This is a genomic window from Pseudoalteromonas sp. SCSIO 43095 (assembly GCF_023650455.1).
Lineage (GTDB): Bacteria > Pseudomonadota > Gammaproteobacteria > Enterobacterales > Alteromonadaceae > Pseudoalteromonas > Pseudoalteromonas tetraodonis.
This window is the reverse complement of the sequence record NZ_CP087996.1, coordinates 319,268-343,196: the sequence shown is the minus strand read 5'-3', so window position 1 is coordinate 343,196 and position 23,929 is coordinate 319,268. Positions and strand designations below refer to the sequence as shown.

Annotated in this window: 23 protein-coding genes; 10 read left to right on the top strand and 13 right to left on the bottom strand. The window is 40.3% G+C overall.

The genetic code is table 11. The features are described from left to right. Positions 1-28: 28 nt before the first annotated feature. The 9 genes from LOC50_RS15895 to LOC50_RS15855 all read right to left on the bottom strand — a co-directional run bounded on the left by LOC50_RS15895 (position 29) and on the right by LOC50_RS15855 (position 12,920). Positions 29-1,588 (bottom strand): restriction endonuclease subunit S, encoded by a 1,560-nt coding sequence (locus LOC50_RS15895; RefSeq protein ID WP_036983739.1) that lies wholly within the window; start codon positions 1,586-1,588, stop codon positions 29-31. After that, positions 1,578-3,191, bottom strand: a complete 1,614-nt coding sequence (locus LOC50_RS15890) for a type I restriction-modification system subunit M (protein WP_036983737.1) — start codon at positions 3,189-3,191, stop codon at positions 1,578-1,580. The genes LOC50_RS15895 and LOC50_RS15890 overlap by 11 nt, the downstream gene beginning before the upstream one ends. Before the next feature lie 202 nt (positions 3,192-3,393). Further along, positions 3,394-3,639, bottom strand: coding sequence for a YfhL family 4Fe-4S dicluster ferredoxin (locus tag LOC50_RS15885; RefSeq protein ID WP_250653942.1), 246 nt, complete (start codon positions 3,637-3,639; stop codon positions 3,394-3,396). Between the two features lie 54 nt (positions 3,640-3,693). Next, on the bottom strand, positions 3,694-4,020 hold the full coding sequence (locus LOC50_RS15880) for a hypothetical protein (RefSeq protein WP_250653941.1): 327 nt from the start codon (positions 4,018-4,020) through the stop codon (positions 3,694-3,696). A gap of 503 nt (positions 4,021-4,523) precedes the next feature. Further along, positions 4,524-6,419 (bottom strand): hypothetical protein, encoded by a 1,896-nt coding sequence (locus LOC50_RS15875; protein WP_250653940.1) that lies wholly within the window; start codon positions 6,417-6,419, stop codon positions 4,524-4,526. Between the two features lie 230 nt (positions 6,420-6,649). Further along, positions 6,650-8,821, bottom strand: coding sequence for a choice-of-anchor tandem repeat GloVer-containing protein (locus LOC50_RS15870; RefSeq protein ID WP_250653939.1), 2,172 nt, complete (start codon positions 8,819-8,821; stop codon positions 6,650-6,652). Between the two features lie 17 nt (positions 8,822-8,838). Continuing rightward, positions 8,839-11,343, bottom strand: coding sequence for a TonB-dependent receptor (locus LOC50_RS15865; RefSeq protein ID WP_250653938.1), 2,505 nt, complete (start codon positions 11,341-11,343; stop codon positions 8,839-8,841). Positions 11,344-11,444: 101 nt separating this feature from the next. After that, the gene (locus LOC50_RS15860; protein WP_250653937.1) at positions 11,445-12,410 is read right to left on the bottom strand and encodes a FecR family protein; all 966 of its coding nucleotides are present in this window, start codon (positions 12,408-12,410) and stop codon (positions 11,445-11,447) included. A gap of 6 nt (positions 12,411-12,416) precedes the next feature. Then, positions 12,417-12,920 (bottom strand): sigma-70 family RNA polymerase sigma factor, encoded by a 504-nt coding sequence (locus LOC50_RS15855; protein WP_200909101.1) that lies wholly within the window; start codon positions 12,918-12,920, stop codon positions 12,417-12,419. Between the two features lie 286 nt (positions 12,921-13,206). Here LOC50_RS15855 and LOC50_RS15850 point away from each other — a divergent pair, with 286 nt between their 5' ends. From LOC50_RS15850 to LOC50_RS15820, 7 genes are read left to right on the top strand one after another with little or no spacing between them, the layout of a single operon-like run. Then, positions 13,207-13,482, top strand: a complete 276-nt coding sequence (locus tag LOC50_RS15850; protein ID WP_250653936.1) for a hypothetical protein — start codon at positions 13,207-13,209, stop codon at positions 13,480-13,482. Then, positions 13,442-14,080 (top strand): tonB-system energizer ExbB, encoded by a 639-nt coding sequence (gene exbB / locus LOC50_RS15845; protein ID WP_250654182.1) that lies wholly within the window; start codon positions 13,442-13,444, stop codon positions 14,078-14,080. The genes LOC50_RS15850 and exbB overlap by 41 nt, the downstream gene beginning before the upstream one ends. A gap of 4 nt (positions 14,081-14,084) precedes the next feature. Further along, positions 14,085-14,516, top strand: a complete 432-nt coding sequence (locus LOC50_RS15840; RefSeq protein ID WP_054553556.1) for a biopolymer transporter ExbD — start codon at positions 14,085-14,087, stop codon at positions 14,514-14,516. Further along, positions 14,516-15,370 carry an energy transducer TonB gene (locus LOC50_RS15835; protein ID WP_250654176.1) on the top strand — a complete coding sequence of 285 codons (855 nt, stop codon included), beginning with the start codon at positions 14,516-14,518 and terminating at the stop codon, positions 15,368-15,370. The genes LOC50_RS15840 and LOC50_RS15835 overlap by 1 nt, the downstream gene beginning before the upstream one ends. A 23-nt stretch (positions 15,371-15,393) precedes the next feature. Continuing rightward, positions 15,394-15,999 (top strand): biliverdin-producing heme oxygenase, encoded by a 606-nt coding sequence (locus LOC50_RS15830; RefSeq protein ID WP_250654175.1) that lies wholly within the window; start codon positions 15,394-15,396, stop codon positions 15,997-15,999. 46 nt (positions 16,000-16,045) lie between these two features. After that, a complete protein-coding gene (locus LOC50_RS15825) occupies positions 16,046-16,441 on the top strand; it encodes a YbaN family protein (RefSeq protein WP_250654174.1) in 396 nt (131 codons plus the stop codon). A gap of 34 nt (positions 16,442-16,475) precedes the next feature. Beyond that, on the top strand, positions 16,476-17,243 hold the full coding sequence (locus LOC50_RS15820; protein ID WP_250654173.1) for an AraC family transcriptional regulator: 768 nt from the start codon (positions 16,476-16,478) through the stop codon (positions 17,241-17,243). Here LOC50_RS15820 and LOC50_RS17400 read toward each other — a convergent pair. Both LOC50_RS17400 and LOC50_RS15805 read right to left on the bottom strand, forming a co-directional pair. Continuing rightward, complete coding sequence (locus LOC50_RS17400; protein ID WP_502934588.1) at positions 17,240-18,514, bottom strand: methyl-accepting chemotaxis protein; 1,275 nt, start codon at positions 18,512-18,514, stop codon at positions 17,240-17,242. The genes LOC50_RS15820 and LOC50_RS17400 overlap by 4 nt on opposite strands. A 173-nt stretch (positions 18,515-18,687) precedes the next feature. Further along, a complete protein-coding gene (locus tag LOC50_RS15805) occupies positions 18,688-18,942 on the bottom strand; it encodes a YfhL family 4Fe-4S dicluster ferredoxin (RefSeq protein WP_250654172.1) in 255 nt (84 codons plus the stop codon). A 338-nt stretch (positions 18,943-19,280) separates the two neighbouring features. Between LOC50_RS15805 and LOC50_RS15800 the strand changes: the two genes are divergently transcribed. Both LOC50_RS15800 and LOC50_RS17540 read left to right on the top strand, forming a co-directional pair. Further along, positions 19,281-19,565, top strand: a complete 285-nt coding sequence (locus LOC50_RS15800) for a rhodanese-like domain-containing protein (RefSeq protein WP_250654171.1) — start codon at positions 19,281-19,283, stop codon at positions 19,563-19,565. A gap of 18 nt (positions 19,566-19,583) precedes the next feature. Beyond that, entirely contained in the window at positions 19,584-19,802 is a 219-nt protein-coding gene (locus LOC50_RS17540; RefSeq protein WP_350309936.1) for a YgaP family membrane protein, read from the top strand. 252 nt (positions 19,803-20,054) lie between these two features. On the opposite strand, the gene trhP is transcribed toward LOC50_RS17540, so the two are convergent. Both trhP and LOC50_RS15790 read right to left on the bottom strand, forming a co-directional pair. Beyond that, positions 20,055-21,446, bottom strand: coding sequence for a prephenate-dependent tRNA uridine(34) hydroxylase TrhP (gene trhP, locus LOC50_RS15795; protein ID WP_250654170.1), 1,392 nt, complete (start codon positions 21,444-21,446; stop codon positions 20,055-20,057). A 365-nt stretch (positions 21,447-21,811) separates the two neighbouring features. Beyond that, a complete protein-coding gene (locus tag LOC50_RS15790) occupies positions 21,812-23,137 on the bottom strand; it encodes a methyl-accepting chemotaxis protein (protein WP_250654169.1) in 1,326 nt (441 codons plus the stop codon). A 273-nt stretch (positions 23,138-23,410) separates the two neighbouring features. Between LOC50_RS15790 and ndk the strand changes: the two genes are divergently transcribed. Continuing rightward, the gene (gene ndk / locus LOC50_RS15785) at positions 23,411-23,842 is read left to right on the top strand and encodes a nucleoside-diphosphate kinase (protein WP_036983708.1); all 432 of its coding nucleotides are present in this window, start codon (positions 23,411-23,413) and stop codon (positions 23,840-23,842) included. The last annotated feature ends 87 nt before the right edge of the window (positions 23,843-23,929 follow it).

The following is a 23,929-nucleotide window of genomic DNA, read 5'->3' as shown; positions in this document are numbered from 1 at the left end:
TTTGCCTTTAAACGCTCAGCTAAGGTTATTAATCGACTACTTCTTCATCTGTGATTACATCGGGTATTTGTAATTCGCCAGAGATGAGCTTGGGTAGTAGCGTGTCACGGAGTTTTGTTAGCTGAGTCGTAGACTTATAATTCTGAACAATTTTATCTTTAATATCTTCAAAAAAATCAGAAGATTGCTTAAGAATCGAATTTGAAGGCATTAGAATTTCGAAACGATCAATTTCTTTTTTACCCAAGTGCGCAACAGTTGTACCAACTTGAGTATGTTCTTGAAATGCTAAAAGTGGAGCTAATGAGTATTTAATGAATAAATTACTAATATATTTTTTTCTTCCTTTAGCTAAAAATAAGCGCTGGTTTAAAAAACCATCTTCTCCTGACCAGACTGTCGCTCTAAATTCTGCATCCATTCCAACAACAATGTCCCCTGCTTTTATTAGCGTCCGCTTTGGATGTAGTTCATCACTCCAATTTTGTGGAGACCCTGTTTTTAAATCTCGAATACGAATAATAGGATACCCTATAGCATCATTGTTGAATTGCTTAGATTTGAACGGAGCACCGTATACTATATCAATTGATTCATAAATTGACTCCACTTCCCAACCCTTTGGTATCCAGCCTAGTTGTTCGTTGTGCTCGAACTCATTGGGGAAGTGGGCGTGGGTGTTTGCGTGTTGCGCTAATATTGTAGGGTTGGCGTTAAAGTTTGCTTTAACGGGTGTTTCAGCGGCTTTTTCTGATACTTGCACTGCTGATTGTGTTGCGTCTTTTGTTGCTTCTTTTGTAGGTAACTGTGCTTGTAACTCGTGAGCAAGCGCACTGAGTGAGGTTTTTATTTCGGCCGCATTGTGTAAGCTGTTCAGTGCCGCTAAGCGGCGCTGTGCTTTTTGTTTTAACTCGTCAGGCAGACTAGTTTCAAGGTTTTCTAACTTAAAATTAACGCTCGCAAGTAGGTTGTCGAACACGGGATCAAAATCAACAAACCAACTCTTAAATAACGCCTGCGCCATCTGTTCTAAGGTTTGGTTGGTTTGGTTGTTTAAAAATATTTTATCGTCAAGAGATTCAAGGCAATCCGCAATGTTTTTTTGAATTATTAAAGGTGGTTTAGAAACCTCTAATGTTTCAATCATCGTTTTAGTTAAAGCATTTCTCGTAGCCCCTGCACTAGCAAGATTTAATAAAACCTTTTGCATAAATGAGCTTGAAATCACATAACGTAAATACCTCGCATCAAACTCTTTGGGGTTTGGTCTGATAATAGCGACATGTTGATTTACCCTTGCAGGTAAATAGCTCTCTACTGCAAGACATACCCTAGCAACTGAATCACCTGTAATGTTTAATAAAATATCATTTTTTTCGATTACCACATTTTTTAATTTTTTTGCAGCATCTTCATCTATGTAAACAAGTCCTTGAGGTTTAAACCCATCGTTGTAGATGTTTTGACTTCGTATCAAGCATATTTCACCGTACTCTTTATAGACACTACTTCCGCCTCTTGGTGTAGCACCACTACCAATTTTCACACAATAATCACCTAAAGAAACCAATGGCCAATCACTCCCCATAACCCAGCGCCTCCAAGTTTTTACGAATGGCTTTATCAAGCTCATCGCTTTGGCTCATTTGGCTATAAAGGGTTTGGCTGAGCTCGGTCATTTTAGTCTCAAACGGAATACCGTCGTCTGCAATATCGGCAGCACCGACATAGCGCCCTGGGGTCAGTACGTAGTCGTTTGCTTTAATATCAGCAAGGGTGGCTGATTTACAGTAACCGGCGATATCTTCATATTTTTGCTCGTTATCTGTTACAAGCTCTTCGCCGCGCCAAAGGTGGTAGGTTTGGGTAATTTTAGCGATGTCGTCGTTAGTTAGCTCTTTTAAGGTACGGTTAACCATAGAGCCCATTTCGCGGGCGTCTATAAATAGGGTTTCGCCTTGGCGGTCGCGGCGTTTTAGTAGGCCTTTTTCGTTATTACCGCGTTTATCTTTACTTATAAACCATAAACAAACTGGAATTGTTGTGGTGTAAAACAGTTGCCCTGGTAGGGCTATCATACAATCGACTAAGTCGTTTTCGATTATTTTTTGGCGAATATCGCCCTCGCCACTGGTGTTTGAACTCATTGAGCCATTAGCTAGTACAAAGCCTGCGGTGCCATGCTCGCTGAGTTTTGAGATCATATGCATGATCCACGCATAGTTGGCATTACCGGTAGGCGGTGTTGGGTAACCTGCCCAACGGGCATCGTCGACTAATTCGTTATCGGCGCGCCACTGTTTTTGGTTAAACGGTGGGTTTGCCATGATGTAATCGGCTTTTAGGTCGGGGTGTTGATCTTTAAAAAAGGTATCGCCTGCTACATCGCCTAAGTTGCCCGAAATACCGCGCACGGCAAGGTTCATTTTAGCCAGTTTATAAGTGGTGTTAGTGTACTCTTGCCCGTAAATAGACACATTTTTTTGGTTGCCGTTATGGCTATTAATAAACTTAAGCGATTGCACAAACATACCGCCCGAGCCACAACAAGGGTCGTAAATTTTGCCTTCGAATGGCTCTATCATATCGGCAATAAGGGTAACAATTGACTTAGGCGTGTAGAACTCGCCCCCGCCTTTACCTTCAGATGCGGCAAATTTACCTAAAAAGTATTCGTAAACACGACCAACTAAGTCTTCTTCTGTTTTTTCGTTTTGGTTGGCAATGGTGTCGATATTATTAATGGTGTCGATAAGCGCTGAAAGCTTACTGGCATCAAGCCCTAAGCGTGAAAAGTAGTTATCGGGCAATGCACCGGCGAGTGATTTATTGTTTTTTTCAACCGCGTGTAGTGCGGTATCTATTTTAACGGCTATATCGCCTTGCTTAGCGTTGGCTTGAATGTACGACCAGCGTGCGTCTTCTGGTAGGTAAAACACGTTATCCATCGCGTAAAAGTCGACCATGTCGATGTATTCGTCGCCGTACTCGGCAATAATGGCTTTTTTACGCGCTTCAAACTTGTCACTAATAAATTTAAGAAAGATTAAGCTTAAAACAATGTGCTTATATTCGGCTGATTCAACACTGCCACGCAGTTTATTGGCGGCATCCCAAAGGGACTCTTCAAACCCGACTTGTGTTTTTTTTGCGGTTTTTTTTGTAGCAGGCTTTTTTGATGCAGCGTCCATGTGGTCTCTCTTTGCAAGAATATCAATATAATTTATTGGCTTATCATACAGCAAAGGTCGTGGGTTTTTGAGTTTTAATTATAAAATATATGAGGAGGTTTTTATCGATAACAATACGTAATATGCGAGCAGTTTAATTGTTGCGACAGTGTCGCAACTTTAGCTTCGTAACCCGATGAAACATAAAAAACCAATCAACAAACTACCCCGTCAATTTGACATATTTCTCAGCCAGTTCATCTAAGCTCTCACGATGATTAGGGTCGGGCTTTATGCAGTCAATGGGGCATACGCTCACGCAGGTCGGCTTGTCGTAGTGGCCCACACATTCAGTGCATTTTGTAGGGTCTATTTGGTAGATTTTGGCGCCCATATAAATGGCTTCATTTGGGCACTCGGGGTCACACATATCACAGTTAATGCATTTGTTATTGATGAGTAATGCCATGACACACCTTTAAGCACGATGATGGAGTATTGCCTTTAAAAGCTAATCAAGATTTCAAAAAGCGGTGAAAATTGCAGCCGCGTAATATAGATTCCTGCGAGTGAAGTTTCTTTGATCTATATCAATTTTAAAAGTGTTTAAGATCCTCCAAGAGCGATATTGGGGAGATAATGCATCAAAGCGCTCAGGGGTTTCGTTGCAAGGTTGATTATCATAATCCGAATAATCAAAGGTGCCCTCCTGAATATCTTCAAGCAGAAAAACCATCATTTTATAAAACAGTACTTTTACACCACGATAGTTGAGTTGTTTATTGGTATAAACATCAGGCTCGACAATTGACCAAAGCCCTTCAAAAACAGGATTTTCTTTGTTTAACATTAATCACCAAGTGATCATCCACCTCGCCAAATCGTGCAATTTTTTGCGCGATACTGCCTGCAAAAAGGTTCACATTCTGTGGTAAATAAGCAATAAAAAGGCAAACACGCTACTCCCAGTCATAAACTGACGAACTTGATTAAGATCGTTAATCAGTAGTCCTGAGTTAGCGTTACCAGTTTTAAGCTGATGCTGATATAACGCATTAAATACACGGTTGTGTAAAGTTTTATCAAATTGTTGACTAATGCTTATTAATACTCGGCTCCGGATCCACTCCAGCCCCCCATTAATAAGAAAAATACCGCAACCATCGAAGAGATTAGTCATAAGGTGTCTAAATTTGCTGAGCTCAAAACGCGCTCATAAACCTGCAACATGTAGATTGCAGGCAACAGCATTAATACATTAATAACCGCACTAAACCCTGGAACATGATAAAAAACTGCGCATTTGCAGCTTTAAAGCGTCTTTAAGTGGTTTACTAAGCGCTTGCGAAGCGATTATTTAAACCTCGTTGTACGAACTGGTTTAAACAATGCTGCCGCAGTTAACAAAAACAGCCAACGCCAGTCTAAACTGCCGCCATTACCATAGCTAAGTGACTCACTGTCTTTTGCTTTTGCTTCTGCATCCACATACAAGGTTGCTAGGGCAGCAAAACGACTATTCACATCGCTATCCTTACAATTAACTGTCAATGTATAAACCCCTGCCTGTGGCGAAATAACCATACTGCCCTGCGGCTCTAATGGCGAATCAGGTTGCCAGTCGCCAATTACTGTTTCCCCCGTTGCTTTACAGTCTGTTGCATTGAAACTGGACCAAGTAACTTCGGCTTGCTCTCCTTGCTTTATAGTCCCTGGAGTTATGCTGATTGACACTGAGCCTGTCGGCTGTTGAGCACTTAAATCTACTTCAAATACAGTGCCGAATTTATCATTGAGGTATTTATTACCAGAATTATCGGTGTACCCTCGGCCACCATATAAGGTGGTGCCGTATAAGTTACCGTTTGCAGCTAACATAATACCGGTTGGCACTTTGCCGTCGGCATCAACATCTATCCCCGCTTTAAAAGAGTGTACATGTTCAAAACCACTTTCAACGACCACGCCATTTTCAACTTTAATATCTGCGAGGCTAATACGATAAATGGTGCCATTCCCGGTTACTTCCCCGAATTGTGAGGGGTAGGGGTTGCCTTGCTTTACGCTTATAACTTCATCTTTATGAACACCGCCCCCCATCGTTGTACCATAAAGGTAGCCATTGCCCGTAATCGCCATTGGTCCGCGGGGCTGACTGCCATCTAGGTCACTAAATGTATGCACTAACACAAAATCAGAACCATCTTTTTTTACTCTAAATACAGAGCCAAAAGGGTTACTGCCATCATAATGAGGATATTCTGTATGGATGAGATTTTCTTTATCGGTCACAGAATATAAGGCATAGCTACCACCACAAATGCCATTATCAAATTTTGCCTCTTGCTGATTGTTAACGATTATTCCTTTTGTTTTACACGTACCTACTGACGTGGTGCCGTATAAATAACCTTGTTGGTCTTCAACCAAATAGGTGGCTATACGCGCAGCTTCACCTCTTGTCCACGGAACTTCTCCCTCGGCTAAGGTAAACTCGTGTATAATTTCAGGGCTTTGTACTGGGTAGTTACTTAAGTCCATTGCGTAGAGGGCGCCGACAATAAAATCATCATCAATCGAGAGTGTATCTAAAAATGGTGTGCCTCTGGGGTAAGCCAAATAGCCAAATAATGTATTACCACTCAATAACATACCTCCCGCACCAGTATAATAACCATGCGGGTTATTGTTAAAACGGTGCATTTCAATCAGGGTATTATCGGCGTCTAAGCGCATTAACCGCGAGTAAGATTCGCCGTCTGTGTCTATAAACAGTAGCCGCCCCTGCTGATCAAAAATGGGCTGAACGTTAGGTTGACTGCTAAGCTCTTTCTCACTGTTATCAAAAACAATATTTTTATTACTGCCATCTGAGTGGACATAAAAAATGTTACCATCTAAATCAATACTATAAAGCCTATCGAGCTGTGGATGCTCAGCAAAACCCACGTATGATTTAATATCTTTAGCCAATGAAAAATAATGACCTTGCATCGGCGCCAGCCCCCACATATTTGCTGCCCTAGTGTCGTTACCAAAAATATCTACATGTCCTGTGGAAGATATTCCCAGCAGTTGGTCTCGCTCAGCATTATAGATAGGGGGTGCATAGGGTTTCCCTGCCGTAGGCCAACCTTCAGGGCCACTATAATGAAGTGAAGTCAGGTAATTTACACTAACATCGTCAACCGCTGTGTTAGCAAAACAACAAAGCGGCAAAGTGAATAAAAAAATACAGAGTGTTTTCATAGCTAGCTCAATAAATTTTATATCAATCGTGTTAAGTTATTAACCATTTCTAGCGACAGATAAATAGAGTGATAACAAGGCATAAATTTCGACATGTAGTTGTCTACATTAAAAATTTATAAAGCCGTTAACGCTTTATTTAACACGCTAGAATGACTAAACATTTAAGTCGATTGCTATTAAGTAGCACTGCAGCAAAGCTGCAGTGCAGTTAGATTATGCAACGAGTTTTAATCTTTGTTACGAAAGCGCCTACCAACTAATAAGCCAAGAGCCAAGATTACGCTGCCAAATGCACCACCACTGCTGCTATTATCTTTTGGTTCTGGTTCTGGTTCTGGCTCAGGATTAACTAAAATATCCAAAGTTTGAACATAGTCAGTTTGGTCATTATCTTGGCAAGTTAGAACGTATGATTTAGTGCCATCACTGCTTGGCTCGATAGTTTCAGTACCACTGGTTTCTTTTGTACCTTCCCAGTCACCACTAGCCATACATTGGCTTAAGTTAGATGTTTGCCAACTTACCTCTATACTCTCTCCTAAGGTGATTTCAGTTACTGATGAACTAAAATTCAGCTCTGGCTTTGAATTAACCACAATGTTCACTGTCTGAACATAGTCAGTTTGGTCGTTATCTTGGCAAGTTAGAATGTATGATTTGTTGCCATCAGTGCTTGGCTCAATTGATTCAGTACCACTGGTTTCTTTTGCACCTTCCCAGTCACCACTAGCCGTACATTGGCTTAAGTTAGATGTTTGCCAATTTAACTCTACGCTTTCTCCTAAGGTGATTTCGGTAACTGAAGAAGTAAAGTTCAGCTCTGGTTTTGGATTTACAACCACATTAACTAACTGAACATGTGTTTTTTGGTCAGTGTCTTGGCAACTTAATAAATAAGATTTTTCACCTTCAGAGCTTGGCTCAATTGATTCAGTACCACTGGCTTCTTTTTCACCTTGCCAATCGCCACTGGCAGTACATTGGCTTAAGTTGGTTGACTGCCAGTTGACTTCAACACTCTCTCCTAAAGTTATTTCAGTGGTTTGAGTATTAAACTCCAAGGCATGCTCTTTTACAGTGAATTGATATACGCTTCCTGTGTCGTTTACCGCGTCGCCATTGGTGGCACCGTAAATAATTTGTTCGCCATTCACTAGCGCACCAGCAGTTAAACCTACTGGTAAAGGTGAAGCTTGATCTGCAAAGTGGAGTACAAGCTGAAAATTGTCTTGCTCTTTATCAAGGTCACGTGCGTCTGTACTTAGATTAATACGAAATAGTACACCTGAATTATCGTCACTGCCTCCGGCGGTTGTTGTACCGTAAATATTTCCATCTGCTGCAACTACAAGTGGACCCGCTGGCGTTTTACCATTTAGGTTTGTTTCTGCTTCATCTTGTTCTGAACCAAATGTATGTAACACGGTAAATGCGTCTAAATTGGTTTTGTGGGCACGCCATACTGTTTTAGCTGACGTTCCGTATAACCAATCAGCGCTTTCTACTAACGAGTTGGTTGCTAAGGTATGGTCATCGATAAGACCATGTAGGTTATTAGAAAAGGTTTTTAAAATTTGTACTTCTGAGCTGCCATCCGTTTTAGCATTAGTTAAATCTAGCTTAAACAAGGTGCCGCTTGGGAAGTCGCCATCTTCTAAGCCTTCGGTACTGCCTGCTCCATCAGACTTTGAAGATTTATGTGCAAGGCCATAAATCGCATTATCTTGTTCACTGTATATCAATGAGGCAGGCGCTTCACCTTTAGTAAAAATATTGCCCTGTTTATATTCATCACGGCTAAAGTCAATCAGTACAGCGATTTCACCTTCACTATTAAGGCGCAGTAATGCACTATAATCACTACCTCGTTCATAAGCGGCAAAATAGATGTTGTCTTGTGCATCTATCGTCATCAAGCCTTGTACTCGGAAGTCTCCGCCATTAATACTAGAGAGATCCAAATGCGATAGTGCATCCTCTATTACTTCGCCTTCACTCCATTTGAATAATGTTCTGTTTGCGCCACCGTAAACAATTCCCTGACTATCAACCACGGTATTCGTTACAAAGGCTAGCGTGTCGTTATTAACTTCGTTTATATATGTGGTGTAGTCGGTTAACTCGCCTTCAGTTAATTGGGGAGTGAAGCTATAAATACCCGACTGCGTTAGCGTGGCAAAGTCACTACCACCACCAGAAAGAAAAGTACCTATTAATTTACCATTATGAGTATTTAATGTCGGTGGTTTTGCAGGCATCATGCCTTTATCGCCGCCCATCATAATGGTCGGCGGTGTACCAAATGCATGTAATTGTTGTAGGTTAATTTCAGCGGCACTTGCAAGATTTGCGCTAAATAATGCACTGGCAATAAGGGCTAGCTTAAAGGTATGTCGCATTTTTATTCCTTTATTATTTAAAATGTTGCGGTTAATTGAGCAGTGGCGGTGCGCCCAGGCGCAATCCAATATGAAGTACCATTTGCTTCGGCATAATTGAGATCGGTCAGGTTGTCGACCGACATACGTAATTTAAACTGTGATGTGAATTGATATTCCAACCAAAAGTCATAAACTTGCCAGTCAACAACGTCTTCATAAGCGCTGCCACCACGACCGTCGTTATCTTCGTAACGCATTCGAGCGCCTAACTTTAAAGTGTCTTCAAATAACTTTAAGCCTAGGGTCAATGCACCACTGTGTTTTGGTGGAGGGATATAGTTCAAGCTTCCCGATCCAGCTTGACCCATACTTGTTTCTGGATAACCTACTTGGCTGCCTAGAGGAAATGGATCATAGCCACCCTTGCCAAGGTCAACATTCATTTTGGTGTAATTAAGCTCAGCAAATAGCCTTTTTGATTCATAATCAGCTTGCAGTTCAAGGCCATCAAAACGGATCTCATCTTGTAAATTGACATAACTCAGCGTCATTCCATTGTCATCAATAGAAGTAGGTCTCATCACGCGACCTTGGACAATAAAGTTATCGATGGTATTTTTGAACCATGCTGTTTTAATGAATAAATCGTGGCCTTTGGCTATATCAAGCAACTCAAAATTAAGACCAATTTCATTATTCCAAGCTTCTTCAGCTTCAAGTCCAGGGTTTGGGTAAAAAGGGAAAGAGTTACCAACATGAGCACCAAATAATAAGGTCTCTGTGATTTCAGGCGGCCTGACTGCCTGAGCTGAACTTAAGTAGCCTTGTATTTTATCGTTAAAGCGATAGGCTAAACGCATATTTGGTGAAAGGTAATTTTCATGCCGGTCAACGTCAAAGTCGGTATAGATCAAAGTGCGACTAGGCGAAACTCCGGGAGGGTTAAGAATGTAACCAGAGTATATTTCTCCACCTCCTTGCAGTGAAAATTGCTCATAGCGCAAACCTGATTCAAAAGAAAAATGCTCGCCGTATTGCCATTGTGCTTGAATATAAGCACTGCCTAGAGAGCGATCACCTTCAGGGGTTGCACCTGTAAACCAAGATGGATCGCCAGTTCCTGGCGTTTGCTGTATTGCTTGAGGCTCTGTCCAATCTTTAAAATATTCGCCACCTAAAGTAAGTAATAACAATGACTCATGTTGTGTTAACCAATCATGCTTGAGGCTAAAAAAGGCAAGATTATCAACAACCATTCCTAGGGTGTTGGTTTCATATTGCAATTCAAACTCGCCGTAGGGATTGCTGCTTTCTCCCATTTCATAAACATGCTGACGCATTTGAGTGCGGTTGTAATAAACACTGGCATTAAGATTGAGGTAATTTGAGTTTGCAGCCCATGTGTAATCTAATTTAATCGTATCGTTATTGAGTGAACTGCTACTTTCGGGCTCTGCATCTACTGATGTCGCTGAGCCTTCTTCAAAGTTGCCATAAAAACCGACATAGCTAAGCTTTACTGACTGCTCTTTATTTATTGTGTAATCAGCTTTGAGCAATGACGACCAGTTATCTTGCTCGGTAAAGTTACTCATTGCACTAAAGTAACTACTAGAATCAGCATTACCGCCATGTTGGCCTGGCTTAAAACGGCCAACATTCTTATGCCCTACTGCAGCAACAAGTTCTAGGTCTTTTCCCACACGCACAGTAGACGCTAATAAGCCCTGCATATGATAGGCATTGTTGCCAGATGAAATGGCTAGCTTAGTACCATGATCTTTACCTGGAGCCGCCAAATCATCAAATTCAAGCGTTTTAAAATTTACAACACCAGCAATCGCGCCAGCACCACCACTTTCGCCTACTGGTCCCTTTGCAATTTCGACACTCGACAGTAATTGAGGATCTAAATAAACCATCCCATTGGCACCATGACCACTGCGTTTGAAGTTCTGCCTAGCTCCGTCAATCATCACATTAACTCGACCAAAATCTTGTAAGCCACGAACATTTACTGCAACCCCAGGCTCCTGCCGAGTTTGGGAAGTGGTAACACCTGAAACGTTATAGAAAATATCTGATGTATCACGTGGGGCAATGCGTTGGAGCTGAGCTTGATCAAGTTGAGTATTTGAAGAGGCTGATTGATAAATTTCTATACGCTTATTAGATGTAGCCTGAACCTCTAAGGTATCGAGTAAAATCTCACCATTTGATTGGGCTAAGAGTGCACGTATAACATAACTTCCATTAGCCGTTTTCTTGGCATACAAGCCAGTCCCTAAGAGAAGCTGTTGGAATCCTTTATCAAGTTCGAATTCACCTTTTAGACCAGTTGATTGCAGATCGCCAACTTGCTTAGGATCAAACTGCAGCAAGATGCCTGTTTGGAGGGCAAATGTATTAAGTGCTTCAGCCAAACTACCTTGCGGTATATCAAGTTGGTGGGCTTGATCCGCTAACACCTTTGCAGAAAATGTAAATTGCAAGCATAGCAAGACTGTAAAAATTAAACGCGATAAGCGGCCTTGTAACATAAATAGTTCTCATTATTTTTTAGAGCTATTAATAGGACGCTGCAAAATCAAAAAGCAGTAATAAAATTTATTAATTAATGAAAAGAATTTTATAACTTATTTTATTTCAATGAGATATATTCAAAATACTTAGTGACAGAGGTATGGGTCACCGCGGGTTCTGACGCTATCATCTGTAGCGCCATAGCAATATTGTCTGTTGGGTAAACACCTGAAACTCGGATATGTTCAAGTGCGGATTGGTTGTAAATAAACACGCCTTGATAATGAGGCTCAAGCAAACTTAATAACCTAGCTAAACTCATATTATTAGCAACTAACCTATTATTTAACCATGCTAATTCTATATCGGGGTTTGTAGCTGTTGGCCCAATGAGGTGACTATTAGCCACTGACATTGCTTGACCTTCCTTACCTACGACACATTTTTGAGCAGGTAAATAGCACAGCTCTACTTTTGATTCACTCACAACGACAAAGGTATCTTGTTCGTGGCGTTTAACAGTAAATTGTGTCCCCAAGGCTGTTGCCGTTGCTTTATCTGTTTCCACCACTAATGGCCAACTTGAATTAGTTTTTGCCACTAAATGTATCTCTCCCTGATTCAACTTAATCAATCGTTGCTTAGAACTAAATTCTATATCCACTTGGGTTTGCGCGTTGAGAGTCAGTATGGAGCCATCTTTAAGCTCAACAGTTTTTTGCTCCCCTTTTAGAGTGTAATAATCAGAGCTGATTCCTGTTAGACCTACATGACTGGCTATGAGACCAAACCCGACAAAAAGTGCCGATAAAACGACCGATTTAGCAAAATGATTAGACTTAGGCTTATCTTTATCTAGTACCCTATTGAGGATTTTCGAATCAAAATGGCTGTTATCAGTGCTGTCAAATTCGCACCACAGTGCTTGCAATTCTGAGTAAGCTTTTTGATTTTCAGGATCGGCTTTGAGCCACTGACTATGGGCTTGAATATCGGCATCGGTGAAGTTGTCAGAATTGAGTAAAACACACCAATTTGCGGCTTGTTCAAGCTTAGATTTGTAGTCTGGGTACTGTACGGACATTATGGCTTAATCGAGTAATTGACTGTGACAATGAAGCAATGTTTGAGCGATATATTTTTGCACCATACTCACCGATATATTCAGTTCCTGAGCAATTTCTTGATACTTCAGACCATCTAACCTTGCCATTAAGAATGCGCGCCTTGGTTTATCTGCTAACCCTTCAAGCAAGCGCGATAACGCCTCTAGTTTTTGAATCATTTCATGCACTTCTTCACACGAAGGGGCATATTCTTGTGAAGACTCTAACTGAGCTTCAAGGTAGGCTTGCTCAATGCGTTTACGTCTTGCTTTATCGATAATTAAACGATTTGCAATTGTAGCAAGGTAAGCACGGGGTTCTTTCACTTCAAATAAATCAATTGACGAAGTCAGAGCACGAATAAATGTGTCTTGTGAAAGGTCTTGTGCATCATGATGGCAATGAAGGTTAAGTTTCTTCTGTAAAAACCTTAATAACCAAAATTGATTGTCGCGAACAAATAGATCCATACCGGTGTAATTAAGCACTGCGGTTCCCTACCAACAACGGCAAATGATAACAATTATCATTACCGTATCATTGTTATTTATTCAAGGCAAGTTTGTTGTTTAAAATATGATAATTACTACTTTTGGCTAATCTCTTTTCAAAATATTCCATTCTATCAGAGAATTACAACGAATCGCTTAAGGCAAATGCCCGCCGTCGACAAAAAATTTTAATTTTTATTACGGGAAAATGATTTTGGTGCGTCTTATTAAATATGACGTTTATTTTTTTCGCCATTTTTGTCAGTTGGCTGGAGTAGATTTAATGAAATTTGGAGTAGTGCTTTTTGTGGCTCTTGTTGGCTTTTTTTCCGGGCATAGTTATTCATCTGAGCAAGACCCAGTAAATGAAATAGTAAGCCAAGTAACTAAATTAGATAACCCACAATTAGCCGATAGCGCAGCTTTTGTTAGTCATGATCTGTCGCCTTGGGGTATGTATTTAGCGGCCGATGTGATTGTTAAAACCGTTATGATTGGCCCTACTACTAGCTTCAATTGTGTGTTGGGGTATTTTTATCGCGAAGCTTATTTATCTTAATAAAAGTAAACGTGAAGGCAGGGCTTTATTAGTCAAACTATTAAATAGTCATAACTTAAAAATGGCAGAACAAGGTTTAACTCAAGAGCCAAGTACGGCAAAACTATTAATTCAAGCTTGCCTACATGAGCTTAACTTAAGTAGTAATAACGCAACGACAAGTGATGCATTAAAAGAGCGTGTTGCAGCTCGATTAGATAGGGTAAAAGCCGAGCTATCTGCAGATATGAACAAAGGAACGGGGGTTTTAGCAACCATTGGTTCTGTTGCTCCATTTGTTGGTTTGTTTGGTACTGTTTGGGGGATTATGAATAGCTTTATTAGCATCGCCAAAACACAAACAACCAACCTTGCTGTTGTCGCGCCAGGCATAGCTGAAGCATTACTTGCAACAGCTCTTGGTTTAGTTGCAGCAATACCCGCAGTTGTGATGTACAACTATTTTTCACGCTCTATAACAGCCTATAAATCGCAATTGTTAGACACAGTGACTGTCATAATGACAATCCTTAGCCGAGATTTATCAGCAAAAGATACTCAAGCAAAACCACTAGAGCAGTTAATTGACTATCAGCAAATCAAAGCTGCAGGGAAATAAAGCCGTGTCTTTTAACTTACAACAAGATGATGAAGAACTAGTTGAACAACATGACATTAATGTCACGCCGTTTATTGATGTTATGTTGGTTTTACTGATTATTTTTATGGTTGCTGCACCATTAGCAACAGTTAGCGTGCCTGTTGAACTACCCAGTATTGATTCTGAAACGAAAGCCTCTGAACAAAAACCAACTTACCTTACATTACAAAAAGATTTGTCTTTGGTTATTGGTGAAAAGCAGTCTGTCGCGAAAACCGAACTAGTTGAAGCGTTATTGCAGCAAAAAATCACTCATGAGCACGCAATTTTGATCCGCGCAGATCGCAGTGTGGATTACGGGGACTTTGTTGATTTACTGAATATTCTTTCTAAAGCAGGCTATAAGAACATTGCGTTAGTTGGGCTAGAAAAAACACAAGCGAGTCAGCAGTAATGAGCATGATAGCTGGCCAGCCAACGCTTAGAACAGGCTATCGTAAATTACAGTTACTCTGTGTTTCAACAGTATTAGTTGCTCATCTATTGGTTGCAGCTTACTTTATTATGAGCCCAGCAGTTGCAATAACACAAACTGCAAATGCAGCAATGCCTGATGCCGTCGTCATTAGTATGGTAGCCGCACCTAAAGTACCCAAAAATGCACTACCTGAGGGGCCTGAACAACAGATGGCAAGTCAATCCTCAGCTGAGAGTAAGCCTAAACCCAAACCAAAAGAACAGCCTAAAGTCGAGCAACCAGAGCTTATAGCCAAGCAGTCTGAGATTAAAATTACAACGCCTAAAGTAACTAAAAAACCCAAAGTAGCTAAAGTTGAAAAAGTGCTAGAAACAGCTGTTGATAATGCTAAGCCTGTTAAAGAGAAAGTTGAACAGACAAAACAAAATTCCCAGAACGACAGCGCTGTTGCACAGACAACTGCACCAAAATCAATTGATGCAGCACCAGCAGAACAGCGTACAGGGCCAGTAAATAATGTATTTAGCAAGCAACAAGTTGAGGCTAAGCAGCGCTGGCAAATGCAATTATCAGCTCACCTTGAAAGACGTAAACGCTATCCTCGAATGGCAAAACTGAAACGTCAGCAGGGCGTGCCTTGGGTCAAATTTACAATGGATCGAGAAGGCCAAGTAATTGCAGTCTCTTTATTTAGAGCAAGCGGTGTGTCATCCCTTGATGAAGAGGTACTTGCTCTGGTCAAACGCGCAGAACCATTACCCTTACCCCCAGACGAAATAACAGGTACTACATTAACGCTCACCTTACCTGTTGAGTTTTTTATAAATTAAATATTAGTTACACGGAGTTAATCATGTCTTCATTGGATATGGAAACAATTAAAGAGAACACTTTAACAGCCCAGTTTAAAGCAGAAACATCTTCTATTCATGATGGTTTAGATAAAGCGATTATGACTAAAAGGCCTTTTTCAAGCATTGAACGCTATGCATTGTTTTTACAAGTACAGCTAGCATTTCATATTACGGTCGCCCCTTTATATCATGATAAAAGGTTTCAAGATTGCATTGCAGGGCTTGCAGGTATGCAGCGCTTAGATGCTGTGTACGATGATTTATGCGATTTATCATTTAAGCAGCAGGCCGATGAAATTCGTAAGCAATACTCTGATAAGCGCACATTCACATTTGAACAAGGCTTAGCGTGGTTGTATGTAGTTGAAGGCTCAAACCTCGGTGCAGAATACTTATTAAAAGCCGCTAAACGTATTGATTTATCGGAGACATTTGGAGCTAGACATTTAGCACCTGCCGAACAAGGCCGCGGTGCTGCATGGCAACAGTTTTCTAATTCAATCAATAAAATAGAGCTTGATGATTTACAAAGAAAAAATGCGCTTATTGCTGCTCAACAAGCATTTTCGTTTGTTCGTGAGCTAGTCGATAAAACATTTGCATAAGCCTAAAATAAAAATGAGCAGCAACAAAATAAAAAACGCACACGGAATGAATGAAGGTTCCAAAGTACTCAAGGCACTATTCTTTCTCACAGGTTTAATTTTTACAGGTCTTGGAATTATAGGTGCGATTCTACCCGTGATGCCTACGACTGTTTTTTTAATTGTTGCTGTTTATTGCTTTGGGCGCTCTTCATCGCGGTTCGAAGCCTGGCTTTTAAATCATCGCCATTACGGACCAACATTAAGAAACTGGCAACAATATGGCGCGATTTCGCGTAAAGTTAAATGTATTGCCTGTGTGGGGATGGCAATAGGCTTCATATTATTTTATCTTGGTGCGTCACCATCATGGCCGCTTACAACAACAGTCGCTTTGTTTATGCTATTGTCAGCTTGGTATGTCTTATCAAGGCCGGTTGCGAGCGAGCCTGAAAAACACTAAGCTAGCCACATAAAATTATAACTAATTCAATATCGTGAAAAAACAGCAATGGGATTTAAAGCATCCTAAAGAAGACAAGCATTTGCGTACAGGACTCAATTTTCACTTTGGTGATGTGACCGAAACTGAAGATGCAGAGTATTTTGGCGCCATGGCTGATCGGTTTAGACTCATTGTTGTTTTAAAAGGTGTATCCCTTCTCACTATTGGCGATAAACAGCTCACTCTCGGTGAAGATTTTAATATCAATATCGCTTTAGTATCGCTGCATCATGAAGAGTCCTTTTCACGAAAATCAATTAAAGATAATTATTGCCAAAGGATTAGTATTGGTATCAGCGAACAGTGGATGAATGAAGCATTTAAGCAGTATGCCGTCATTAACCAACTTCCCCATTTATATATGCTAGGCTGGAAAGCAAGTAAACAACTATCTGAGGTTGCAAGACAAATGCTATTCATTTCTTCAATGAATAGGCAAGCACATACTTTAGAGCTGGAAGCCTGTGCTTTAAACTTAATTATTGAAGCAGTAAACCACTTTCATAAACAACCAATTTTTCCTTCTGATGATATTGTGCAAACAAGGACAAAAGCACACAAGTTTTCTAGTTTATGTGATTACATCCGCAGCAATGTTCGAGAAAAGCATCGTATAGAAGAACTCGCTAAACGGATGAATATGACTGTTTCAACATTACAAAAACAATTTAAGCAGTCGCAGGGACTTACTGTATTTGAATTTATTCAAAAGGTTAAACTTACCCAAGCCTATTTACGAGTAATAAGCGCTGCTAATTAGTTGCTTGAGTTTAATTGGCTAGTAAATTGCCCAACAGCATTCACTACTTTTTGAGCACCATCTTGAATTTCTGCCATAACCTCACCCGATTCTTTAGAAAGCGCTAAACCTTGCTCTGCTTTTTCTTTGCCTTGTTCAATAACGGCTACGGTACTTTGTGTTTGTGACTGATTGCGCTGCACAACCTCCACAATTTCTTCTGTTGCTTTTGATGTTCTTGATGCTAAATGCCTTACTTCGTCAGCAACCACTGCAAAACCACGCCCTTGCTCTCCGGCACGGGCAGCCTCAATGGCCGCATTTAGTGCAAGTAAGTTGGTTTGCTCAGCAATACTACTTATGCTTTGCACTATATTGGCTATTTGTTGAGACTGTTGTTCCAACGCCGATATTTCACTCGCCGCTTGCTCCATATTGATAGCAAGCTCATTCATAACAGAAACAGTTTCTTGTAACACGCTACTGCCCCGCTCTGCGGTTTTGTCTGTTTCTGTAGAGGTGCCATAGGCTATTTCAGCTGCTTGTGAAATAGCCATTTCACGGTTCACTTGCTCAGTGATCACTGTGGCAAATTTCATTACCTTATAAAGCTCATCCGCATCATTCGATATAGGGTTATAAGTGGCTTCTAACCAAATCACGTTGCCAAATTTATCTATACGCTTGAACCTATCGGCAATAAATTGGCCTTGCCTTAATTTACTCCAAAATGCCTGATATTCAGCGGAGTTTGCTTCTTCAGTTTCACAAAACACGCGGTGATGCTGACCAATTATTTCTGATTCATTGTATCCCATGGCTGACAAAAATTGATCGTTCGCCGTTAATACATGCCCTTCTAAATCAAATTCAATCACCGCCATAGAGCGATAAATTGCTTTTATTGTGTCTTTTTGCTCACGCGAGGTTGCAATTGTTTTAGTAAGTACGGTGCCAAAAACAGAAAAATACAATAACTGATTTTGCTCTCCCACCACTGGGTGCACAACTATCCTCAACCACTCTTTATTACCATCTTCACGAACAAACTCAATTGCTCCACTCCAGTGGCCTTCTTCTTGGAGTGCTTTTTCAAGTTCTGTGTATGCAGGTGATAAACGGGAGTGTTCAGCAATAAAATCGCTTAGCTGATTATTTGTTAAATTATCTTCGTTATAACCTAATGCATCTAAAAAGTTATCGTTAGCATGCGAAATTCGCCCATCATAAAGTACATTAATTACCACCATTTCTTTGTAAAGCCCTTCCCACACTTGCTCTAAAGGGTACAACTGGGCTTTTAAAGCGGCTATTTCGTTTTGATTACCTTTTGAAAAAAAACATTAATTTCTCTATCAAAAAACACTAAATCAAGTTATTTCCATTATAGGAGGTATTCATGATAACGCGATAACTAATAAGTAGTTTAAGCTAAATTTGTAAGCATGTGTTCCTTTGTATGTGCTCAGCCTTCACTTTCAACTAGGTTTACATACTTTTGAGCTAGCTGCTCAAGTGACTCCCTATTAAAAGGATCGCTTTTAATGCAGTTAATGGGGCATACAACTACACAGGTTGGTTTATCATAATGGCCAACGCACTCGGTGCATTTGCTTGGGTCTATTTGATATATTTTTTCACCCATAGAAATAGCGCTATTTGGGCACTCATCTACACATACATCACAGTTAATGCACTTGTTACTAATAAATAGAGCCATTTGTAGCCTTTTTAATTAAAATCATTTTAGTTCTAGGTGTAAGCAAAAACCGCAAATTATGCCTATTTCCCTTTGCTGAGTTGTTGATTTCAATCAATGAAGATTACTCTACGTAACTAGGCAGCACACGTTTATAATCCACAACGTACTAATTGCAAAAAATTATAATCTATAAAAGCGTATGTATTGCAAAGAGCTAAAAATCACTCCCCACCCATTATGTTTTCCTGAATGCGGGGCCTGAGAGTTAAAAGGTAATTACATTAGACAATTCTAATATTAAAGATTGTATTAGAACTCCCTAATATAACTCTTTACTTCATCGTGAGGAAATAAATATGGCAATAAACGAAATATCCGCAGCAGAAGCTTTTCAGATTATGAAAAATGGGGATGTTGGATTAATTGATGTACGAGAGCCGGCAGAGCACTCCTCAGCTCATATTAGTGGTTCTAAATTACACCCTTTAGGCACTATTAATGAAACTGCTATTAATCTAGAGAAAAAAGCCCATATAATTTACTGCCAAAAGGGCGGTAGAGGTAAAAACGCCTGTGAAAAGCTACTTTCTCAAAACCCAAATTTGAGCCTATTTAACATCAGCGGCGGTATCGAAAGTTGACAAGAGCAAGGCTTTGATATTAATAAAGGTAAAAAATCGGTTCTTCCACTAGACCGGCAAGTACAGTTATCGATTAGCACCCTACTATTGCTGTTCTCTGTGTTTACTTTAACTGTGTCGAGCCAGTTTATTTGGCCCATTATATTTATAGCTACAGGGTTGTTTGTTGCCGGCTCTACAGGTTTTTGTGGTCTGGCTAGGCTTATCGCCCTGATGCCATGGAACCAAAGAGTATGACTAACAGCTATTTAAACTAGCACATTTTAAAAAAGTGACTCCCATGTGCTTATTTACGCTAATGCTATGCTTGGCCGCCTACTAGATACAGAGCTCAAGCCGTGAATACCAAGTCTCAGCTTTTTACCATAAAGCGCTTTGTTCAATCAGCAGAGTAAGGAGCATTAATTAATGCTCCTTAATCATTTAATTAAAACAGATCATATCGCCATTAACGTTAATACATATTTTATTGAGAACGACTGCTTTGGCTTACCCTGCACATACGGTTTTATGCGGATCACGGGTATCTTGATGTGGCTCCAAATTACGCATTAAAATAGCATGCTCTAGGTTAATGCTCTCATCTAATAGAATTTTTACGCTATGCCCAGACCCTTTCGCATCAACAATAGGCTCACTTTTACTATTTTGCATACCTGTAAGCTCAAAGGTGATATTGCCCTGTGGCGTCATTAACTCTAAAACATGGCCAACACAAAATTTGTTTTTAACGTTTATGTTTACAAATCCGTTTTCATCACGCCCTAGCACTTCACCTACAAATTGCTGTTTGGTAGAAACTGAATGGCCGTATTCGTAATTTTGGTAATCTTGATGGGCGTGGCGTTTTAAAAAACCTTCGGTATAACCGCGGTGAGCAAGGTTCTCAAGAGTTTTAAATAAATCAGCATCGAATGGTTTACCTGCAACCGCATCGTCAATCGCTTTGCGATACACCTGAGCGGTACGCGCAACATAATAAAATGACTTAGTACGCCCTTCTATTTTAAGGCTATGCACCCCCATTTTTGTTAGCTGCTCTACGTATTGCACGGCGCGTAAGTCTTTTGAGTTCATGATATAAGTGCCGTGCTCGTCTTCAAATGCAGGCATATATTCACCCGGGCGACCTTGCTCTTCTAGCATAAATACATCGTTACTTGGCGCGCCTTCACCTAACGTAGGTATAACCGTTTTAGGGTCAATTTTATGTACCATTTCGCCGGTTTCGTTCTCAGTGCCGGGTTTAACATCATACTCCCAACGACACGCATTAGTGCAGGTGCCTTGGTTAGGATCGCGCTTATTAATATAGCCTGAGAGTAAACAACGCCCTGAATAAGCCATACACAGCGCGCCATGAACAAATACTTCTAGTTCTGTTTCTGGGCACAGTGTGCGTATTTCGCTGATTTCTTCAAGCGATAGCTCGCGAGACAAAATCACCCGCTCAATACCTTGTTTGGCCCAAAACTGTACGCTTGCGTAGTTCACTGCATTGGCTTGAACCGACAAATGAATTGGCATACCGGGCCATTTTTCACGCACTAACATAATTAACCCAGGATCTGACATGATTAGCGCATCGGGTTTCATGGCAATAACAGGTTCTATATCACGTAAATACGATTTTACTTTCGCATTGTGTGGGGCAATATTAGACACTACATAAAACTTTTTATTTAGCGCATGTGCTTCGTTAATCCCTATTTGTAATGTATCTAAATCGAATTCATTATTGCGAACCCTCAAACTGTAACGAGGTTGACCGGCATAAACCGCGTCGGCACCATAGGCAAAGGCATAACGCATGTTTTTTAAGCTGCCTGCAGGGCAAAGTAGTTCAGGAATAAACGGGATTGAGGAAGAAACAGCTGACATGTGCGCTCCATACATCGAACCGAGTTCAAGTCGGTTGCATGAATAATTATACCAACCCGCAATAATACTTAATCATTTTACGGGGCTAAACGTGTCACTACCTTCGTTAAAAAAATCTCATTTACGACTGCATGGATGCAGAAGGTAGAGCAATGCAGGAGCAATTGCCGAGAACAACTAAATAGCAATTTTTTTGCCTAGCTATCAACACGTTTTTACAGCCTCAAAATAGACCACTTAATTAAGCGAATTGGTATTAAGGAAAATAAACCGCGCAAGTATAATGAGGGGGCAAAAGAGAAACCTTGATCAAGATCATCAAAATTTCTCTTGTGCGCTAATAAATGAAGAGCAGCAGATTTAAGTTATTTTTTACTGCTTAATTGGTTCGAAAATTGACTAACCGCATCAACAACTTGTTGCGCGCCTTTTTTAATATCACTCATTACATCACCAGATTCTTTGGAGAGTGCTAGGCCTTGTTGCGCTTTATTTTTACCTTGCTCAATTACAGCCACCGTTGATTGGGTTAAATTTTGGTTTTGCTGTACAACATCCACTATTTCTTCAGTCGCTTTACTGGTTCTTGAGGCAAGTAAACGCACTTCATCAGCCACCACTGCAAATCCACGGCCTTGCTCGCCGGCGCGCGCGGCCTCAATAGCCGCATTTAGTGCCAATAAATTAGTTTGATCAGCAATACTACTAATGCTCTGCACTATGCTCGCGATGAGTTGCGATTGTTTATCTAATGCTGAAATTTCTTGAGCAGCTTGCTCCATTTGCACCGACAATTCGTTCATAACCTGCACTGTTTTTTGTACCACTTCAGCACCTTTGTCCGCGTTGTTATCGGTTTCGATAGACGTGCCATGTGCAATACTCGCCGCTTGCTCTGTAGCCAGTTCTCTTTTTACTTGATCAGTGATCACTGTGGCAAATTTAACTACTTTATAGAGCTCATTTGCTTCATTAAAAATAGGATTATATGAAGCCTCTAACCAAACTACATTGCCGTGTTTATCAATACGTTTAAATCTGCTCGCAATAAACTCGCCATTACGCAAACGTTGCCAGAAGGCCTGATACTCTTTACTACTCGCTACTTGCTCATCACAAAACATACTATGATGCTTGCCCACCACGTCTTGCTTTGAATAACCCATACTTTTTAAAAAGTTGTCATTAACACGCAGCACCATACCTTGAGTATCAAACTCAATAACCGCCGTTGAACGATGCAAGGCTTTAATTAAATCTTCGTTTTCTCTTGAGCTTTCAATTATTTGTGTAAGCACAGTGCAATGCAGGGTTAAATACTCAAGCTGGCCTTGCTCGTTTTTTATAGGATGTAAAATGCAGCGTAACCAGTCTCGTTGCCCGTTTTGGTGTAGCAACTGAATAGCACCTACATAGTGCTCACGCTTACTTATTGCTTGTTTAAATAAATTAAAATCAGGATTATTCCGTGCATTTTCAGGAATAAAGTTAATAATATTCTGGTTAAGCAACTGACTATTTGAATAGCTGAATGTACGTTCAAAATTCTTATTTTGTCTTATAACATGACCTTGCATATCAAGCTCTAAAACTAGCATTTCACTGTCTAAGCTTTGTCTAACCTGCTCTCTAACTAAAAGTTTGTTTTGTAAATCAGCAACTTGATTTTTTAAAGATTGGTTAAAAAACATATGGTTATCCTAGTATTGAGATGTATGAACTATACATTGAGCGTTTATTGTAATTATTATTAACAACTAAAACCATTTTTTAACATAGACGTGAATATAGCGGAAGTATTTAAAACTAATATACGTAATAGCATGGTTATAAGCTCAAAATTAAACGCCCTTAAATCAAAATAACATGGTTGATATAATAAATTAGGTTTTTTTCGTTAAAACGCGTATAATTCGCGCCCGTTAATATTCACACTTTCACTTAAAAATTATTGGAGCACAAAGATGGCTTTAGAGCGTACTTTTTCAATCATAAAACCTGATGCAGTTGCTAAAAACCACATCGGCGCAATCTACAACCGTTTCGAAACTGCAGGTCTTAAAATCGTTGCAGCTAAAATGGTTCACCTTTCACAAGAGAAAGCTGAAGGTTTCTACGCTGAGCACAGCGAGCGTCCTTTCTTTGGTGCTTTAGTATCTTTCATGACTTCTGGCCCAGTAATGGTTACCGTTCTTGAAGGCGAAAACGCTGTTCTTAAAAACCGTGAAATCATGGGTGCTACTAACCCAGCTGAAGCGCTAGCGGGTACTTTACGTGCAGACTACGCTGATAGCATCGACGAAAATGCGGTTCACGGTTCAGACGCTGTTGAATCTGCTGCTCGCGAAATCGCGTACTTCTTCGCTGACGAAGAACTTTGCCCACGTACTCGTTAATTCGAGTTCACAGCTAACCCTGTGATGCAAAGTATGAAAAGGGCTTTCGAGCCCTTTTTTAGTCATTACGTAAAGTATTAATCGTTT

Bases quoted from the DNA above. Each gene is read 5' to 3' on its own strand.
- LOC50_RS15825 (WP_250654174.1), top strand. From the start codon at position 16,046: ATGAATGAAGGTTCCAAAGTACTCAAGGCACTATTCTTTCTCACAGGT.
- LOC50_RS15870 (WP_250653939.1), bottom strand. From the start codon at position 8,821: ATGCGACATACCTTTAAGCTAGCCCTTATTGCCAGTGCATTATTTAGC.
- ndk (WP_036983708.1), top strand. From the start codon at position 23,411: ATGGCTTTAGAGCGTACTTTTTCAATCATAAAACCTGATGCAGTTGCT.
- LOC50_RS15890 (WP_036983737.1), bottom strand. From the start codon at position 3,191: ATGGACGCTGCATCAAAAAAGCCTGCTACAAAAAAAACCGCAAAAAAA.
- LOC50_RS15885 (WP_250653942.1), bottom strand. From the start codon at position 3,639: ATGGCATTACTCATCAATAACAAATGCATTAACTGTGATATGTGTGAC.
- LOC50_RS15805 (WP_250654172.1), bottom strand. From the start codon at position 18,942: ATGGCTCTATTTATTAGTAACAAGTGCATTAACTGTGATGTATGTGTA.
- LOC50_RS15835 (WP_250654176.1), top strand. From the start codon at position 14,516: ATGAGCATGATAGCTGGCCAGCCAACGCTTAGAACAGGCTATCGTAAA.
- LOC50_RS15875 (WP_250653940.1), bottom strand. From the start codon at position 6,419: ATGAAAACACTCTGTATTTTTTTATTCACTTTGCCGCTTTGTTGTTTT.
- LOC50_RS15800 (WP_250654171.1), top strand. From the start codon at position 19,281: ATGGCAATAAACGAAATATCCGCAGCAGAAGCTTTTCAGATTATGAAA.
- LOC50_RS15830 (WP_250654175.1), top strand. From the start codon at position 15,394: ATGTCTTCATTGGATATGGAAACAATTAAAGAGAACACTTTAACAGCC.
- LOC50_RS15880 (WP_250653941.1), bottom strand. From the start codon at position 4,020: ATGTTAAACAAAGAAAATCCTGTTTTTGAAGGGCTTTGGTCAATTGTC.
- LOC50_RS15895 (WP_036983739.1), bottom strand. From the start codon at position 1,588: ATGGGGAGTGATTGGCCATTGGTTTCTTTAGGTGATTATTGTGTGAAA.
- LOC50_RS15860 (WP_250653937.1), bottom strand. From the start codon at position 12,410: ATGTCCGTACAGTACCCAGACTACAAATCTAAGCTTGAACAAGCCGCA.
- trhP (WP_250654170.1), bottom strand. From the start codon at position 21,446: ATGTCAGCTGTTTCTTCCTCAATCCCGTTTATTCCTGAACTACTTTGC.
- LOC50_RS15790 (WP_250654169.1), bottom strand. From the start codon at position 23,137: ATGTTTTTTAACCAATCTTTAAAAAATCAAGTTGCTGATTTACAAAAC.
- LOC50_RS15850 (WP_250653936.1), top strand. From the start codon at position 13,207: ATGAAATTTGGAGTAGTGCTTTTTGTGGCTCTTGTTGGCTTTTTTTCC.
- LOC50_RS15865 (WP_250653938.1), bottom strand. From the start codon at position 11,343: ATGTTACAAGGCCGCTTATCGCGTTTAATTTTTACAGTCTTGCTATGC.